Origin of the sequence: Nonomuraea terrae (assembly GCF_004348995.1) — a bacterium.
Lineage (GTDB): Bacteria > Actinomycetota > Actinomycetes > Streptosporangiales > Streptosporangiaceae > Nonomuraea > Nonomuraea terrae.
The window spans coordinates 1-16350 of record NZ_SMKQ01000064.1; the positions used below are offsets into that span (position 1 = coordinate 1).

Consider the following 16350-nt stretch of genomic DNA (forward strand, 5'->3'; position numbering starts at 1 on the left):
GGTCGGTGACACTGCCGAACGGCTCCAGGTCCGACCACTTCAGCGGGGCGTCCGGGTTCCAGCCGTTCTTGGTGATGGAGTACCTGAACGTGCCGGGGTGCTCGGCCCAGTTGCTGTGCCGCATCTGGATCGTCGCGCCCGACGTCAGGTGCGTCACCGGCCAGTCGGAGCGGACCGCGTTGTAGGCGGTGAAGTCGTACGGCCCGCCGGTGCCGGCGCTGCAGATCTGGCCGTCGGGGATGAAGCCGCTGGTGCGGCCGGCCGCGTCGGAGCGCAGCACCGCGAACCAGTTGTACAGCGGGGTCGCGCCGCCCTGCTGGACGGCGGCCGCGCACGCGGGGTTGTAGGGCTGGATCTGGCCGTTGTCCCGCAGGCCGTCCTGCCAGCACAGGAACGTACGGCTGCCGGGGAACATGGTGACGCCGTGGGCCTGCGCCGGCGTGGGCGCCATCAGGAGTGCGGTGACGAGGACGAGGACGGCGGCGATGACCGCTGATTTGATTGACCTCATGGGGGATTCCCTTGCGCTGACGACAGAGGAAACCCGACCTGCCCGCCCGGCGAACGCATTGAAACACGGCCGCCGGCGTTCCGACAACGCGCGGTGAAACTTTCAGCCGATCATGGTCATGGTTTCCGCCGGCAGCCTGCCCGCAGACGTCTCGTTCGCGGGCCGCCGGCCGGAGCCGCCCGGTTGACGAGAGCCCCTGGGACAGGCGGCTCCCGCTCGCCGGGTTGTTGTCGGCCGATCGGGCACGGGGCGGCCGACATCCTGGAGTCCCTTGGCGGCCGGCCGCGGCCGGCGCTGCTCGCCGCGCTCGTACGACAGGGCCGGTGCGCCGGCGCCGATCTCCAAGAGTCCCGGCGCGTCCCAGGACGATGCCTACGAGGCGTAGCCGGTTGTCACTCGGACCGGAGGGCGGCGTCGAGGGCGTCGAGGTGGAGTCGCAGGGCGTTGGCGCAGGCTGGGGCGAGGCGCCCTTCGCGGGAGCGGTCGGAGAGTTTTCTGCGCACGCTTTCGGTGCGGGCCTCCGCCGGGCCGTGGGGCAGCACGGCGTGCTGGAGCACCTGGCGCAGGTCCAGCACGACGTCGGTGTCCGTCCCGCCGCAGGCCGTTCTGTCCTCCAGCACGGTACGGAACCCCGCCACCGCCTGTTCGACGGCGCCTGCCGATGTCGGCGGACGCTCGACCGTCCGTTCCTCGGGAGAGGTCCAGGCGCGGCCGGTCGGCGAGGGGGGTGCGCTTTCGAGCAGCGTGGGCGGGGGTAGGGCGGCCTGGTGTGGATGGCGGGGCGGCGTTTGGTGCTGGAACCACAGAAGAGCCGACAGGGCGAGCAGGGCCGAGCCGGTTACCGTGACGCCGCGTCGGACGTTTCGCGTCAGTGTGGCCGTGCTGAGTGCGGATGTCAGGGCCGCGGCGACCTCGGCCGCCGTGGGCCGCTGTCTGGGGTCCTGCGCGAGGCAGCGCCGGCAGAGGGCGGCGATCGCCTTGGGTACGCCGGGCACGCGGGGAGGCGGTGACGTCCTGCGGGCCGCCTCGATCTCCTCCCACGTCGTCTCCGGGTACGGCGTCCGCCCCGTGAGCATGGTGTGCAGCAGCACGCCGAGCGCGTACACGTCGATCGCAGGATGGGTCGGCGCGCCGAGCAGCCGCTCCGGCGCCACGTACGGCGGCGTGCCGCGGTCGTCGTCGGGATCGCCCGCCCAGGCCGCGATGCCGAAGTCGAGCAGCTTGGGGCCGTCGGCGGTGAGCAGCACGTTCTCGGCCGTGACGTCGCGGTGCACCAGGCCGCGCGCGTGCCCGGCCGTCAGCACCCGCGCCAGCCGCAGCGCGATGGAGGCCGCCTCCTGCCACGGCAGCGCCCCGTGCTCGACGCGTTCGGCCAGCGGCGTGCCGTCGAGCAGCGGCATCACCACGTACGCCGCCACCCCGCCGTAGGAGGTGACGGTCTCCCCGTAGTCGTAGATGTCGATCGCGTCGGGGTGGATGAAGCGGGCGGCGGCCCTGGCCTCGCTGCGCACGCTGACCCGCTGGCCGGGGTCGGTGTGCAGCGAGGCGGTGAGCACCTTGACGGCGATCATCCGGTGCAGCGACTGGTCGAAGGCACGCCAGATGACCGACATCCCCCCGTGGGCCAGCGGATCCAGGAGCAGATACCGCCGGGCCAGCACGTCCCCCGGCTCAAGCCGACTCACGGACCACCAGTTCCGTGGGGAGCACGGGATCGACGCCCGCCGCTCCCGTCAGGAGCAGCCGGGTGGCGACGGTGGCGAGCTCCTCGACGGGCTGGCGGACGGTGGTCAGCGTGGGAACGGTGTGCCGGGCGACCGGGGCGTCGTCGAACCCGATCACCGCGACGTCGGTCGGCACCTTGCGCCCCGCCCGGCGCAGCGCCTGGATCGCGCCCGCCGCCATCAGGTCGGAGGCGGCGAAGACGGCGTCGATGCCGGGCGCATGACGCAGCAGCCACTGCATGGCGTGGGTGCCCGAGGCGGCGGTGAAGTCGCCGTAGGCCACCGGCACGTCGCGCAGGCCGGCCGCCTGCAGGGCGCGGACCAGGCCCTCCAGCCGGTCGCGGGCCGCGGGCAGGGACGGCGGCCCGCCGATGGCGGCGATGTCGCGGCGGCCGGTGAGCAGGAAGTGCTCGGCCGCCTGGCGGCCTCCGTCGCGGTTGTCCACGTCGGCGAACGGAAGCTTGAGGTCGTGCGGCGGCCGGCCGATGTTGCGCACGGGCACGCCGGAGGCGGACAACTTGATCGCCAGCGGATGGCGTTCGCGCGCGCCGACGATCAGCACCGAGCCGGACAGCGCGGGCAGCGTGGCGGAGGCCGGGCTGACGGTGGTCACCATGAGGTGGGTGCCGTGCTCGGCGATCACGTTGCCGGCGGCGGAGAGCAGCCTGGCGTAGTACGGCTCGGAGAAGAGCCGGGGGAGGTGGTCGCAGACCACCGCCGTGACGCCGCCGGCCATGGTCGCGGCGGCCGTTCCCCGGGGTGCGCGATGTCGGACGTATCCCATCCGGGACACTGCGTCGTACACTTGGCGGCGGGTCGACGTACTGACCCGCACCGAGCCCGTGAGAACGCGCGACGCGGTCGCGGGGGAGACCCCGGCAGCGGCCGCGACCTGTGCCAGTGTGGGCTGCTCGGTCATGGATCACCTCGCGGGAAAAGATCCTGGGAGCGCTCCCACGTTAGCAATGTTTCGCCGTTGTTAATAGGGCCTTTGCTGGGAGTGCGCCCGCTTGTGCGGACGCACTCCGAATTCGCTCAGCTAGATCGGCCGGGGTTGTGGATCACGGGTTATTTCCGCGCCCGATTCTCCATATCCGACAATCAGGAAAAATCCTCATTCGAGGACGGTGGTCACGTCCGCCTCGTCGAGCGGCCCCGTGGGCTCTTCCTGGTCCCGCTCCGGCGGCGCCGGCCGGCAACTGGAGCCGCAGCCGCCGAAGCGCGCGGTGTCGACGGGGTGGAAGTCGGTCGCCGGCACGCCCTTCAGGGCGTTGATCATGGTGTCCTTCCAGATCGGGCCCGGGATGGAGGAGCCGAAGACCGAGGAGTAGTACTGTCCGCCGATGGTGATGTTGTTCAGCTTGTAGTTCTGCGAGCCGCGCGGGTCACCGATGCTGACCGCCCCGGCCAGGTCGGGGGTGAACCCGGCGAACCAGGCCGTGGCCTGCGCGTCGGTGGTGCCCGTCTTGCCGGCCGCCGGCCGCCCGATGCCGCCCACGCCGCTCATCGTGCCCTTGGTGAAGACGCCGGACAGGATGTCGGCCGCGGCGTCGGCGACCCCGGGGTCGATCGCCTGCTTGCACTTGGGCTGGTAGTTCGTCACCTTGCCGTCGCGGTCGGTGATCTTGGTGATGACCATTGGCCTGCAGTACTTGCCACGCGCCCCGATCGCGGCGTACGCGTTGGCCACGGTCACCGGGTCCATCTCGTTGATGCCGAGCGTGAACGTCTCGTACTCCTGCAGCGGCAGGCCGTCGGAGCGCTTGATGCCGAGCGACTTGGCGGTCTTGACCGTGTCGCACAGGCCGACCTTCTGCTCCAGCGCCACGAAGAAGGTGTTGACCGACTCCCAGGTGCCGGTGGCCAGCGTCTTGAAGCCGCCGCCGCCCTCGTCGTTGGTGACCGTGTGGGTCGGGTCGCCGATGTTCTCGCCCTTGCAGTTCTTGAACGAGGAGTAGTAGGGCGCGCGGTAGCCGCTGCCGACGGAGAGCCCGTCGTTGATCTTCATGCCCTCCTTGAGGGCTGTGAGCAGCGTGAACGTCTTGAACGTCGAGCCCGCCTGGAAGCCCACGCCGCCGCCGTGCACCGCGTCGGCCACGACGTTGTACGACATCTCCTTCTTGCGCTTGTTGGTGCCGTACTCGCGGCTGGCGGCCATGGCCTTGATCGCGCCCGTGCCCGGCTCCACCAGCGCCTCGGAGGCCACCGGGTTGTCGCCGGCGAAGACGTGCTTCTTGATGGCCTGCTCGGCGGCCTTCTGCATCTTCGGGTCGAGCGTGGTCTGGATGTTCAGGCCGCCCCGGTTGAGGAACTGCTCGCGCGCCGTCTTGGTCTTGCCGAACGCCGGGTTGCTGAGCACCTCGTTGCGCACGTACATGCAGAAGTACGGGTAGTCGCTGGAGCCGCAGCCGCCCGGGATCGGGGTGCCCTTGAAGCCGAGCTTCGTCTTCTTCGCCTCGGCGGCCTGCTCCGGGGTGATCTTCTTCAGCTCGGCCATCCGGTCGAGCACCACGTTGCGCCGGTTCAGCAGCCGGTCGCGATGGTCCTTGCTGAGGTTGGGGTCGGTCGCGTTCGGGTCCTGCACGGCGCCGGCCAGCGTCGCCGCCTGCGGCAGGCTCAGCTCCGACGCGGTGACCCCGAAGAAGCGCTTGGCCGCCGCCTCGACGCCGTACGCGCCAGCGCCGAAGTAGGCGATGTTGAGGTACTTCTCCAGGATCTGGTCCTTGGTGTACTTCTCCTCGACCGCCATCGCGTACCGCAGCTCCTTGAGCTTGCGGCCGTAGCTGGCCTCCAGGGCGGCGTTCTTCTCCTTCTCGGTGGTCGCCGAGTTGAGCAGCACCTGCTTGACGTACTGCTGGGTGATGGACGAGCCGCCCTGGGCGACGCGGCCCGTGGCGAGGTTCTTCGCCAGGGCGCGCATGGTGCCCTCGATGTCGATCGCGCCGTGCTCGTAGAAGCGGTAGTCCTCGATCGAGATGATGGCCGTCTTCATGATGTCGGCCATCTGGTCGAGCTTGACGTTCTCGCGGTACTCCTCGTAGAACCAGGCGATCGGGTTGCCCTCGGCGTCGAGCACGGTCGTGCGTTCGGCCAGCGGGGGTTCCTTCAGCTCCTCAGGCTTGATGCCGAGCTCTTCCGACGCCGAGACGAACACCGCTCCGGTGCCTCCGACAGCGGGCAACGCGATCGCGGCGGCCACCACGCCGGCCGCCGTCGCGGCCGCCGCCAGCCGCGCCATACTCGACATACGGGAACCCATGCTGGATAACCCTCCCCCTCGTGGCAATACGGTGCATCTTAAACCCGGGCATGACATGCTCCAGGTAAAACCTTGGATGCCCCGTGAGAGGCGAATGTTCGTCCCGGGGCCAGGTTTTTTGCACGGGTTCGGACCACATGCGGATGGTTCGGGCGGCTCGTGGTCTCTGTGGCGAGTGGGATCAAGCGCTCCTTCTGCGGTGGCCGAGTTTCGTCCAGGCGGCGGCAAAGAACCGTGTTGCCCGCGTGGCGGTTGTCCACCGGTCTGGCAACGTCTACCGGGGCATTTCTTCCAGGCCTTGGTGGAGGGCTGCTATGCGTCGTGTCGGGGAGGGCGAGCACGCCGATCGCCTGCTCGCCGCCGCCAGGACATATTGGGGAGACAGCCCCGGCGGCGACAGGTGCGTCGTGGCGGAGGCGTACGACGACGATGACCCGCGGGTCGTGGTCCGTACGCTGCTGGTGGCGAAGGCGATCTGCGGTCTGGTCTCGGCGCGGCTCGTCGTGCTCGCGGCGCCGGAATGGGCGCCGCTGGCCGAGGCGTTCGGCGCCGCGCCGGACGGCCGGCCCGAGGTGCCGCCCGCCGCGCTGGTCACCAGCCGGGCCGACCGCGCCGTGGAGCGGGAGGTCCCCGTCGTGCTGGTGCACGGCGGCGGGACGCTCAAGGCGTACGCGCTCTTCCCCGACCAGGGGCCCTGCTCGCTGCGGGAGGAGCTGCCCGCCCGGATCGGGGCGTTCTTCGAACGGCACGTGTGGCCGTACCGGGAGACGATCAGGCCCAGCGCCGAGCGCGTCGCCTGGCGGGCCAAGAGCGGCGGCTACCAGATCCGTACGGAGACCGAGCGCCGCCAGCTGCGACACTACGGCTGCGCCCGCCTGGGCATCGACGCCGACCGGCCCACCATCGCCGTGTTCGGCCACTCGCCAGGCCTGGACGAGGAGCTGTTCGAGGCGACGGCGGAGTTCGCCGCCCGCGACGACGACGCCAACTGGCTGTTCCTCGACCCCGTTCCCGACACCGGGAACCCGCGGATCAGAGGCGTCACCGGCGCCCTGTCCGCGAACGTGCTGTGGAGCGTGACGGACGTGGGCGTCACCTTCGGCGACAGCGACCTGCCCGCCTTCGGCATCCCATTGATCCAGGCCGGGTGGTCCGAGGGCGGCGCCTGCGGCGCCACGCACGTGCCGCGCACGCCGTACGAGCTGCGCTCGCTGTTGCAGGAGGCCATCGCCCGACACGCCAAGGGCGACACCATCCTCGGCCCTGAGCAGCGCGAACGCGCCCGGCTCTGGCTCTGGTTGCGCAGTTGCGGCGCGGACGTGCCGAGCCAGCTCCTGCCCCACTGGGAGCACGGTGACGACTACACCCGCGTGCTCACCGTCAACCTGCGGCACGCCGAACGCGACGGCGATCCGCTCTACGCCGCGGTCGCCCGCATGTGGAAGCGACGCGAACCGCTGCTGACCCGGTTCGACTTCCATGACCCGGCCGCTCTGGCCACGACACTGACCCCCTCGAGGAGTACGAGATGAGCAGCAGCACGGGACCCGCGACCGACCTCGACCAGGTGATCGTTCCCGCCGTCCCGCCCGTCCACCTGCTCACCGGCGACGTGCCGGCGCTGCAGGTGACCGACCGGCTGCACCGTGGCAGCCAGATCATCGGCCGCTTCGAGACGTCCGGCATGGTGGGCTTCAAGATCTCGGCGCAGGGGCGCCCGCTGCGGGTGACGCTGGGGCTGTCCACGGACGACCGCTCGGTGAGCGGCTGGCACACCGGGCGTACGGAGCCCGCCGGCCCGGGGCCGCGCTTCCTGCAGATCCGCTCGCAGGGGCGTCTGCGCCAGTGCGTCCTGCTGCGGGGCAAGAAGTCGCACGCCCGGGTGGCCTTCGACCTGACGCCGGAGGAGATCCCGGACGACGGCCTGGTCTGCATCGAGGCGCTGGACGTCACCGAGGGCGACGACGTCAGTGAGGACCTGCGCGAGGCGCTGAAGGGACGCGTCACCCCCGACGGGGTGGCCGGGGTGCGGCTGAACAAGGTCGTGTTCGAGGAGCCGCCGGCCGTCGACTACGACCCCGACACGCTCGACGGCATCCGCTGCGAGTTCTACACGCTGATCAGCGCGGGCGGCCTGGCCAACCTCAACCGGCAGGGCACCCGGCAGATCCGGGCCGGCATGTTCCTGGTCAACCCGGCGCTCAAGGACCGGTTCGGGTCGAGCGGGCGTATCACGTTCCGGCTGGGCACCAAGGCCGAGCCGGCCAGCCTCATCCCCGCGACGTGGCGGCGGGTCAACAGCGAGCTGCGCTGGCTGCGCCACGCCGCCAAGAAGATGGTGCACGCCGCCGCGCCGTCGGTGGAGCGGGTGTTCAGCCTGCGGGACGGCGACCTGGGCACGCCCGAGGTGAGCGTGCGCGGCAACGTCACCGAGCTGACGGTGCCCAGCCCGACCAGCTCGCCACTGCTCGTGATGCTGGCGCCCGTGCCGGGAGCGGTGCCGACTCTGGAGTGCGGCATCCAGGGCTGACCGGGTCGGCGCGGCGTCCAGGGAGCGTAAGGGTCCGGGAAAAACCGGGATCAACTGTGATAACCCCGCACAGGGGGCAGGTTCCCTGTGTGGGCCGGAACGCATTGCTGATCCAGACGACCCGGCACCTCCCGTGTACGGTCCTGCGCGCCAGCGGGGAGCTCGACCACGCGGGCCGGGTCCGGTTCAGCGCGTGCGTCAATGCCGTATGGGACTGGTCGGACGGGCCCGTCCTCGTCTTCGACCTCGCCGACCTCGACTTCTACGACTCGTCGGTCATCGGCGTGCTGGCGATGGCCCTGCAGCGGATGGAGGAGGAGGGCGACCACGGGCGGATCATCCTGGTGCGTCCCTCCTCTCACCTGATGACCGTGCTCCGCCTCACCGACCTGCTGTCCCACGTGGAGCTGCGCGACAGCGTCGAGGAGACGGTGGCGGAGCTGATGGTGGAGGCGGCGCCCGACGCGGACATCGTCCGCGCCGTCACGCCCGCGGGCGGCCTCGGCTGAGCGCGCCTCAGAGCCCGTACGTCTCCAGCAGTCGCAGCCACACCTCGCTCACGGTCGGGAACGACGGGACCGCGTGCCACAGCCGGTCGAGCGGCACCTCCGCGGTCACCGCGATCGTCGCGGCGTGCAGCAGCTCGGCCGCGCCAGGACCGGCGAACGTGACGCCGAGCAGCACCTTCCTGTCCTCGTCGACGACCGCCCTGGCCTTGCCGCGGTAGCCGTCGCCCATCAGGTAGGCCCCGGTGACCGCGCCCATGTCGTAGTCGACCACGCGGACGTTGAAGCCGTCGTCGCGGGCCGCCCGCTCGGTGCGGCCGACCGCGCAGACCTGCGGGTCGGTGAAGACCACCTGCGGCGAGCCGTAGCCGCCCGCCAGGTCGCGCATCCCGGGCAGCTCGTCGCCGCGGGCGCGGGCCGCGATCACATCACCGCACACCCGGGCCTGGTACTTGCCCATGTGGGTGAGGAGCACGCGGCCGTTGACGTCGCCCACCGCGTACAACCAGCCATCGGCCACCGCCGTGGCGCGCAGGCTGTCGTCCACCTCGACAGGCGCGTCCGGCGGCAGACCGACGGTGTCGAGCCCGAGGTCGTACGTGGCGGCCCGGCGGCCGGTCGCGATCAGCACCTCGTCGGCCTCCAGCGGCACGCCGTCGGACAGGTGCAGCGTCACCTTGCCGCCCGGCTCGGGGCGCTCGACCCCGACGACGCCGGTGCGGGTGCGTACGTCGATGCCGGCCTCGGCGAACGACTCGGCGAGCAGCTCGCCCGCGAACGGCTCCATCCGGCCGAGCAGGCCGTCGCCGCGTACCAGGACGGTGGTCTGGGCGCCCAGGCCGTGCATGGCCTGGGCCATCTCGCAGGCGACCACGCCGCCGCCCACCACCGCCAGCCGCTCAGGGATCTCCTTGGCGGCGGTCACCTCGTGGCTGGTCCACGGGTTCGCCTCAGTCAGGCCCGGCACGGGCGGCACCACGGGGACGCTGCCCGTCGCCAGCACGACCGCGTGGTGGGCGGTCAGCACCCGCTCGCCCTCCGGGGTCGTGACGCGCACGCGCCGGGGGCCGTCGAGGCGGCCGTGGCCGCGTACGAGCTCGGCCGGGACGCTTTCGATCCAGCGCGCCTGGCCGGAGTCGTCGTAGTTCGCCACGGCCTCGTCGCGCCTGGCCAGCACGGCGGCCACGTCGATCGGGCCGAGCGAGAGGCCGGGCACCCTGCGGACCTCGCCTGCCAGGTCGATCGGGCGCAGCAGCGCCTTGCTCGGCACGCACGCCCAGTAGGAGCACTCGCCGCCGGCCAGCCGCTCCTCGACGATCGCCGCGGTCAGGCCGCCGCGTACGGCCCGGTCGACGACGTTCTCACCTGTGGGACCGCCACCGATCACGATGACGTCGAACTCGTCAGCCACCCCTGCCTCCCCACATGTCCGGCTACGGTTCCGATGCTTTCACGCCGGGGGTGGGCACCCGGTGGGCCGGGTCCCCGTCTGCGCGTGTGGGCAGGGTGAGAGTCCTTTCATCTCGGGCTCATGGTGGTCCAACCGCCTGTCGACACGCTGGGGAACAGCCGCGGAAGGGCCGCGGCGACACCAGAAGGGCCAGACATGAGTCAGGCACTACGGCGGGCGCTGCTCGCCACCGCGATCTCCCTCGGAATGGGGGGCGCCACGACCGCCCTCACCACGACGACCGCCCAGGCCGCCGCCCTGCCGTCCATCCACCTCACGGCCGTCGCCGCCGACGATGACGACGGCCCGCGTGGCGGGGTGGAGACGGGTGCGGGTGGGGCCGTGACCCGGGATGAAGATGATGACGACGCTCCGCGTGGCGGGGTGGAGACGGGTGCGGGTGGGGCCGTGACCCGGGATGACGACGACGACGCTCCGCGTGGCGGGGTGGACACGGGCGCTGGTGGCAGCGCGGTGCTCGACGACGACGATGACGACGCGCCCCGGGGCGGGGTGGAGACCGGCATGGGCGGGACCGCCGGTAACGGGAGCCCCGCTGTGGCCACGGTGAGTGACGAGTCCGCCGTGAGCAGCGGTACCTCCTGGACGTCGTCCGCGGTGTCGCTGACCCTGGGTTTCCTCGGGATTCTCGCGGTGGCGGCGTACTGGCTCCGGCGCACGTTCTTCACGGAGAGCTGACCATGCGCCTCAGGCTGGCGGCCGCCGCCGCGTGCGCACTGGCCGCGACCACTGCCTGCGTCCCCGGGAACGTCATGAACGCGGAGACCACCAGCGCCTCCGGAACCGGACCTGCCGCCCCCGAGGCGCCGGGTCCGGTGACGGGCGAGATCGCACGGCCGGTAGCCCGCGACGTGGCGGGCGCCGGCGGGGTCGCGCAGCCGGCGGCGGCCGAGAGCGGGGGCCGGGCGGCGGCGGACGTGGCCAACCCGGTGCGGTTACGCATCCCGGCCATCGGCGTCTCGACCGGGGTGTCCGCGCTCCGGCTCGACGCCAAGGGCCAACTCGTCGCACCCACCAGCTTCACCCGGGTGGGCTGGAACAAGGCGGGCCCGGAGCCGGGCGAGAAGGGCGTGGCCGTGATCGCGGGCCACGTCGACTCCAAGACCGGCCCCGCCGTCTTCTACCGCCTGCGCGAGCTGCGCAAGGGCGCCAAGATCCACGTCGACCGGGCCGACGGCAGCACGGTCACGTTCGTGGTGGGCCGGCTGGCCCGCTACCCGAAGAGCCGCATCCCCGACAAGCAGGTCTACGGCACCGCCAAGGGCGCCGAGCTCCGACTGATCACCTGCGGCGGGACGTTCGACCGATCACGTAACAGCTACCGCGACAACGTGATCGTCTTCGCCCGTTGACCCCCGGCCACACCGGCAAGCACCCCATAGACGTGCCGCCGAGGAGTTCCTTCCCTCCTCGGCGGCACAACCATGTCCGGGTCAGGGCACGCTGGGGATGGCGGGTTCGCGGTTCGTCCGGCCCGACTCGATGGTCATGGTCCAGGTAGGCGGTGCGGTCTGTCCCTTCTGTGGCTTGCATCCCTGCTCCACCGCTGATCGCATTCGTCTTCACGTACGGCCGGCGTCGGTCTGCGTTCACCTGGGCGTCGTAACGTGCGCGCATGGCGGATCACCCGACGTCGGTGCCGTTCCGGAAGGCGACGGACGGCTATCACACGTTCCGGATCCCGGCGGTCGTGCTGACCCCGGCAGGCACCGTGCTGGCCTTCGCGGAGGGGCGGCGCGGGTCGGCGTCCGACTCCGGGCACATCGACCTGGTGCTCAGGCGGTCGTCCGACGGCGGGCGGACATGGGGCGGGCTGGAGGTCGTGGCGACGGAGCCGCGCCGGGGCACGGCGGGCAACCCCGCCCCGGTGGTGCTGGACGACGGCCGGATCGTGCTGGTGTTCGTCCGGCAGGGGCCGTCCGCGACCGAGGAGAAGATCCGCCGCGGTCAGGTGGCCGAGGAGGACGGGCGGCGGGTGTTCGTCCAGGTCAGCACGGACGACGGGGTCACCTGGTCGCAGCCGCGTGAGATCACCACTGACGTGAAGCGGTCAGGCTGGCGCTGGTACGCGACCACGCCCGGCCACGCGGTCGTGCTCCGCGAGGGCCCGCACGCGGGCCGGATCGTCGTGCCCGCCAACCACTCCCTGCCGCCTGAGGGCAAGGACGCCGGCACCGAGGGCACGTACAACGGCGGCCACGCGTTGCTGAGCGACGACGGCGGCGAGACCTGGCGCATCGGCTACGTCGACGACAGACCCGACGGTTACGTCAATGTCAACGAGACCACCGCGACGGAGCTGCCCGGCGGGCGCCTCTACCTCAACACCCGCACCGACTCGACCGCCCCCGGCACGCGGGCCGACGCCTACTCCGCCGACGGCGGCGAGACGCTGGAGCTGCCGTTCCGCCCGCAGGCCGGGCTGGTCGGGCCGGTCGTGGAGGGCAGCGTGTTGTGGTGCGCGTCGCCGGACGTGCTGCTGTTCTCCGGCCCGGCGGCGCCCGACGCGCGGGCGCTGATGACCGTGCGCGCCAGCGACGACCACGGGGTGACCTGGCGGGTCGCCCACACGGTGTCCGGCCTGCCCGCGGCCTACTCCGACCTGGTACGGCTGGACGCCGGCACGGTCGGCCTGCTGTTCGAGACCGGCGACTTCGGGCCGTACGAGAGCATCGCCTTCCGGCGTGTCCCGATCGCCGAGCTCACCGGGTGAGGAGCGGGTTCGGCAGGGTGGTCCAGCTGTCGCCGGGCGGGGCACCGTCCAGCCGGGCGAGCAGGTGGGCCTTGGCCGGCAGGCGCGCTGCGAACAGCGCGGCGCGGTCCGCCCGCACGTCCGGCCCTTCGGGCAGCGCGTCGAACGCCTCGCGGGCGGCGGCGGCGACCAGCCGCCACAGGCGCGCCTCCGCCTCCCGGTCGCCCTGGCCGAACAGCGCGACCAGGCTGCCGAACGTCGTGCCGACGAGCGAGCCGTACAGCTTGGCGTGCAGCACCGACGGGTCGTCGCCGAGCAGCCGGGCGCTGACCGGCGGCGTCTCGACGCCGTGGCGGGCCAGCCGCGCCGGGCTGAGCCGGACGTCGGCCAGGTCCCGGTAGATCAACCGGCACGGCATGCCGTCGGCGTCGAGCTCGACCAGCAGGTTCTGCCCGTGCGCCTCCAGGGCCGCGCCGAGTGCCAGCAGTCCGAGCGTCCCGGTCATGGCCGACCGTGCGAACGCGGCCAGCCACGCCTCGGGGTCGTTCGCTGTGGCCCGGGTGACCGCGGCGACGGGCAGCACGTTGCCCGTGACGGGCTCGCGCAGGAGGGCCGACAGGTCGGCGGTGGGCTCGCCGTTCACCAGGGCCGCCGCTCCGGCGAGGTAGCGGGACACCCGCAGACCGCCCCCGGCCCGCGCCGCGAGGGAAACAAGCAGGTCCGACAGGGCGACGCAGTCGCGGACGGTGCCGGGCGAGATGTCGCGCACGCCGGAGGTCATCCGCGTGCTGAACGCCGTCTTGACGTGCGGGCCGCCGTCGAGCGGGGCCAGGGTCCGTACGGACATGAGCGGCCGCGCCGGGACGGCGGCCACGGCGTACGGGCGCGACCCCAGACCGGGCAGGACGTGCCGGGTCTGCCACGGATGGACGGGCAGCAGCAGCCGGTCCCCCTCCCTGAACGGCCACGGCCCCGTGACCAGGCATTCTCCGGCCGGCAGCGCCACCAGGTCGAGGGCGACCGTGGGCCGGTGCTCCGGCATGTACGCCAGCTGCTCCGCCACCGACACCCCGGGCCGGTTGCGGCACCCCGGATGGTAGGGATGTCCGTCCACCACGCTCTGCTCGTGGTCTTCGAGGGTCTTGGCGGCGTACGCGGGCGGGGCCGCGGCGCGGGAGAGCGCCAGCGAGGCGACGCTGTTGTCCAGGTCCTCGACCAGCCGGTCGCTGCCGGGCAGGCCGAGGGCGGCGAGCAGCTCGGCCGGGTGCGAACGGGGGCGTCCGTCCAGCCGGAGCGCGGGCTCCTCCCCGAGGTCGTACGGGCGCCGCGGCGAGCCCGTCAGCAGGCGCCCGCCGGCCGTCGTGACGACGCCGGTGCCGGTCACGGTCAGGCCGGGCAGCGGCTCGTGGAGCAGCCCGCGCCACAGCCGGCCCAGCACGGCGGCCCGCGCGCCGGGCAGCGCCTCGGCGTACCGGGTGGACAGACCGGGACGTACGCGGGCCAGCTCGGCCGCGAATGCCTCCTCCACCGGCCGCATATTTCCCACCTTTTCCGGCAACATGCCTGCTAGCTACCCACGGGGGGAGTAGCTCGCCATGGCATCCACCGACGATCTCGTGCCCGGCCCCGAGCACCAGGCGGACGCGCTCGCGCAGACGGCGCTGCTCAACTGCCTGATCCGCGAGGTGGCCAGGCCCGCCGAGACCGGCGGCTTCCTGCTGCCCGCGACCGGGCGCGTGGTGAGCGCCGCGGGCACGCGCCACCCCGTCCGGCCCGCGCTGTGCACCCCCGGCGGCCGGCGCCCGCTGAGCCTGGACGAGCTCATCGCGATCGCGGCGGACGAACTGCGCGCGGCCACGGGTGCCGACAACCGGGTGCTGGCCGCGGAAATCCGGCACAGCAGGGATGTCACGGCCGCGTTGCTGACCGCCCGGCGATCCGCGACGCCGCCCGCGGACCCCTATCTGCGCTCCGAGCAGGCGCTGCTCGCGGGGCACCGCTTCCACCCGGCGCCCAAGGCCCGTGGGGGAGCGGGGCCGCAGGAGTGGCTGGCGTACGCGCCGGAGGCGTACGCGAGCTTCCGGCTGCCGCTGCTCGGCGTCCCCGTGGAGGATCTGGTCGAGGTGGGGGACACGGGCGGGCTCGACCGGCTCGGCGGGACGGCGGACGGCGGCCTGGTCCCGCTGCCCGCCCATCCCTGGCAGGTGCGGCTGCTCGGCGGCCTGCGGCACCTGCGCCGGCTGGGCGTCACGGCGGGGCCGGTGGTGCCGACGTCGTCCGTCCGGACGGTGTACGTGCCGGAGGCCGACCTGTTCTGCAAGTTCAGCCTGGACGTGCGGATCACGAACGACGTGCGCCGCCTGTGGCTGCACGACCTGCGCCGGCTGCCGCTGGTCGCCGCCCTGGTGGACCGGGCCTTCGACGGGCTGCCCGAGCAGGTGCCGCGCCCGGCCGTGCTGCGCGACCGCGGCTACCGCAGCGCTCGCCTCGGCGCCGACGGCGGGGAGGCGCTCGCGGTGATCGTCCGTGACGGGCTCCGCGCGCACCTGCACCCGGGGCTGACCGCGCTGCTCGCGGCCGGGATCGGGGAGGGCTTCGCCGGCAACCCGCTCGACGACCTGGACGAGGACCGCTCGCTGCTGTGGTGGGAGCGCTACCTGGAGCATGTGGTGCCGCCGGTCCTGCACGCGTACCTGCGGCACGGCGTCGTGCTGGAGTGCCACCTGCAGAACGTGCTGGTCGGCGTGGACGCGGGCGGCATGCCCGCGCAGGCCCTGTTCCGCGACCACGAGGGCGTCAAGCTCGTCGCCGAACGGCACCCGGGGCTGGAGGCGCCGGTGCTGGGCGGCGCGCAGGCGTGGGAGCGGCTGGTCTACTGCCTGGTGACCAACAACCTGTGTGAGATCGCGGGCGCGGTCGCGGAGCGCCACCCGAAGCTGGGCGACGAGCTGTGGGCGCGGGCCAGAGCCGTGTTCGCCGTCGCGGCGAAGGACCACGGCGATCCGGCGGAACTGCGCGAGCTGCTGGCGGCCACGCACATCCCGGCCAAGGCCAATCTGCTGCTGCGCTGGCTGGAGGCGGACGGCGCGGCCATGCGCTGGGTGCCCGTCCCCAATCCGTTGAGGCTCTTCACTCCATGAGCCGGCCGGTCAGCGCTCCCGCGCGCGCCAGCAGGACGAGGCCACCACGGCCCCGTAGAGCAGATGGTCGGCCAGCAGCGCCAGCCGTTCGGCGGTGGTGTTGCGCTTACGCTGCAGGCCGAGCGCGGGCGCGATGGCGGTCTCGAACGCGGCCCAGGCCAGCACGCCGTAGACGGGGCCCGCCCACCGGCGCTCGCGCACCCCGCGCGGCAGCAGGCCGAAGGCGGCGCCGCCGGTGGAGCCGTAGAGCCAGTGGACGAGCTCCACCACGGCGGGGCGGCGCTCGACCGGCACGCGGGAGAAGGCCCGGGGCGCGGTCTTCTCCAGCACCGACTCCGGCGGCGTCTTCGGCACCAGCCCGAGGGCCGTGGTGAGCCGTCGCATCCCCGACATCGCCATGGACGCGACCACGCCGCCGGCGGCGGCATGTACGAGAGGCGAGCCTTCCCGGCGACCGGCGGGCTCCTTGTACTGGTGTGCCATGCGGTGCCGCTTACCGGACGGCGCCTCGGTAAAC

The 16350-nt window shown here is 72.6% G+C and carries 14 protein-coding genes; 7 read left to right on the plus strand and 7 right to left on the minus strand.

The genetic code is table 11. The annotated features are described in order from the left end of the window. The 4 genes from E1286_RS21365 to E1286_RS21380 form a co-directional block, all read right to left on the minus strand. The coding region (locus E1286_RS21365; RefSeq protein ID WP_165969830.1) for a lytic polysaccharide monooxygenase at positions 1 to 511 on the minus strand (511 nt) is incomplete at its 3' end. Positions 512 to 903: 392 nt separating this feature from the next. Continuing rightward, positions 904 to 2196, minus strand: coding sequence for a serine/threonine-protein kinase (locus E1286_RS21370; protein ID WP_132615210.1), 1293 nt, complete (start codon positions 2194 to 2196; stop codon positions 904 to 906). Continuing rightward, on the minus strand, positions 2183 to 3154 hold the full coding sequence (locus E1286_RS21375; RefSeq protein WP_132615212.1) for a LacI family DNA-binding transcriptional regulator: 972 nt from the start codon (positions 3152 to 3154) through the stop codon (positions 2183 to 2185). The genes E1286_RS21370 and E1286_RS21375 overlap by 14 nt, the downstream gene beginning before the upstream one ends. Positions 3155 to 3349: 195 nt before the next feature. Beyond that, positions 3350 to 5482: a transglycosylase domain-containing protein gene (locus E1286_RS21380; protein ID WP_132615214.1), complete on the minus strand. Its 2133-nt coding sequence runs from the start codon at positions 5480 to 5482 to the stop codon at positions 3350 to 3352. 326 nt (positions 5483 to 5808) lie between these two features. On the opposite strand from E1286_RS21380, the gene E1286_RS21385 reads away from it, so the two are divergent. From E1286_RS21385 to E1286_RS47960, 3 genes are all read left to right on the plus strand, one after another. After that, positions 5809 to 7026: a hypothetical protein gene (locus tag E1286_RS21385; RefSeq protein WP_132615216.1), complete on the plus strand. Its 1218-nt coding sequence runs from the start codon at positions 5809 to 5811 to the stop codon at positions 7024 to 7026. Then, positions 7023 to 8024: a hypothetical protein gene (locus E1286_RS47955; RefSeq protein WP_165969831.1), complete on the plus strand. Its 1002-nt coding sequence runs from the start codon at positions 7023 to 7025 to the stop codon at positions 8022 to 8024. Before E1286_RS21385 ends, E1286_RS47955 begins: the two co-directional genes overlap by 4 nt. Before the next feature lie 89 nt (positions 8025 to 8113). Continuing rightward, on the plus strand, positions 8114 to 8533 hold the full coding sequence (locus E1286_RS47960; protein WP_165969832.1) for an STAS domain-containing protein: 420 nt from the start codon (positions 8114 to 8116) through the stop codon (positions 8531 to 8533). Positions 8534 to 8540: 7 nt separating this feature from the next. On the opposite strand, the gene E1286_RS21395 is transcribed toward E1286_RS47960, so the two are convergent. Next, a complete protein-coding gene (locus E1286_RS21395; RefSeq protein WP_132615220.1) occupies positions 8541 to 9941 on the minus strand; it encodes a dihydrolipoyl dehydrogenase family protein in 1401 nt (466 codons plus the stop codon). 195 nt (positions 9942 to 10136) lie between these two features. On the opposite strand from E1286_RS21395, the gene E1286_RS21400 reads away from it, so the two are divergent. The 3 genes from E1286_RS21400 (at position 10137) to E1286_RS21410 (ending at position 12714) form a co-directional block, all read left to right on the plus strand. Next, entirely contained in the window at positions 10137 to 10679 is a 543-nt protein-coding gene (locus tag E1286_RS21400; RefSeq protein WP_132615221.1) for a hypothetical protein, read from the plus strand. A 2-nt stretch (positions 10680 to 10681) separates the two neighbouring features. Continuing rightward, positions 10682 to 11353, plus strand: a complete 672-nt coding sequence (locus E1286_RS21405) for a class F sortase (RefSeq protein ID WP_223190192.1) — start codon at positions 10682 to 10684, stop codon at positions 11351 to 11353. 263 nt (positions 11354 to 11616) lie between these two features. Beyond that, entirely contained in the window at positions 11617 to 12714 is a 1098-nt protein-coding gene (locus E1286_RS21410; protein ID WP_132615222.1) for a sialidase family protein, read from the plus strand. On the opposite strand, the gene E1286_RS21415 is transcribed toward E1286_RS21410, so the two are convergent. Then, the gene (locus E1286_RS21415) at positions 12704 to 14230 is read right to left on the minus strand and encodes an IucA/IucC family protein (protein ID WP_132615223.1); all 1527 of its coding nucleotides are present in this window, start codon (positions 14228 to 14230) and stop codon (positions 12704 to 12706) included. The genes E1286_RS21410 and E1286_RS21415 overlap by 11 nt on opposite strands. A gap of 58 nt (positions 14231 to 14288) precedes the next feature. Here E1286_RS21415 and E1286_RS21420 point away from each other — a divergent pair, with 58 nt between their 5' ends. After that, positions 14289 to 15833, plus strand: a complete 1545-nt coding sequence (locus E1286_RS21420; protein WP_132615224.1) for an IucA/IucC family protein — start codon at positions 14289 to 14291, stop codon at positions 15831 to 15833. A 9-nt stretch (positions 15834 to 15842) separates the two neighbouring features. Here the strand turns inward: E1286_RS21420 and E1286_RS21425 are convergent, their stop codons facing one another. After that, a complete protein-coding gene (locus E1286_RS21425) occupies positions 15843 to 16316 on the minus strand; it encodes a DUF1440 domain-containing protein (RefSeq protein WP_246075022.1) in 474 nt (157 codons plus the stop codon). Positions 16317 to 16350 lie beyond the last annotated feature (34 nt).

Bases quoted from the DNA above. Each gene is read 5' to 3' on its own strand.
- E1286_RS21375 (WP_132615212.1), bottom strand. From the start codon at position 3,154: ATGACCGAGCAGCCCACACTGGCACAGGTCGCGGCCGCTGCCGGGGTC.
- E1286_RS21380 (WP_132615214.1), bottom strand. From the start codon at position 5,482: ATGTCGAGTATGGCGCGGCTGGCGGCGGCCGCGACGGCGGCCGGCGTG.
- E1286_RS21385 (WP_132615216.1), top strand. From the start codon at position 5,809: ATGCGTCGTGTCGGGGAGGGCGAGCACGCCGATCGCCTGCTCGCCGCC.
- E1286_RS47955 (WP_165969831.1), top strand. From the start codon at position 7,023: ATGAGCAGCAGCACGGGACCCGCGACCGACCTCGACCAGGTGATCGTT.
- E1286_RS21400 (WP_132615221.1), top strand. From the start codon at position 10,137: ATGAGTCAGGCACTACGGCGGGCGCTGCTCGCCACCGCGATCTCCCTC.
- E1286_RS21405 (WP_223190192.1), top strand. From the start codon at position 10,682: ATGCGCCTCAGGCTGGCGGCCGCCGCCGCGTGCGCACTGGCCGCGACC.
- E1286_RS21410 (WP_132615222.1), top strand. From the start codon at position 11,617: ATGGCGGATCACCCGACGTCGGTGCCGTTCCGGAAGGCGACGGACGGC.
- E1286_RS21415 (WP_132615223.1), bottom strand. From the start codon at position 14,230: ATGCGGCCGGTGGAGGAGGCATTCGCGGCCGAGCTGGCCCGCGTACGT.
- E1286_RS21420 (WP_132615224.1), top strand. From the start codon at position 14,289: ATGGCATCCACCGACGATCTCGTGCCCGGCCCCGAGCACCAGGCGGAC.
- E1286_RS21425 (WP_246075022.1), bottom strand. From the start codon at position 16,316: ATGGCACACCAGTACAAGGAGCCCGCCGGTCGCCGGGAAGGCTCGCCT.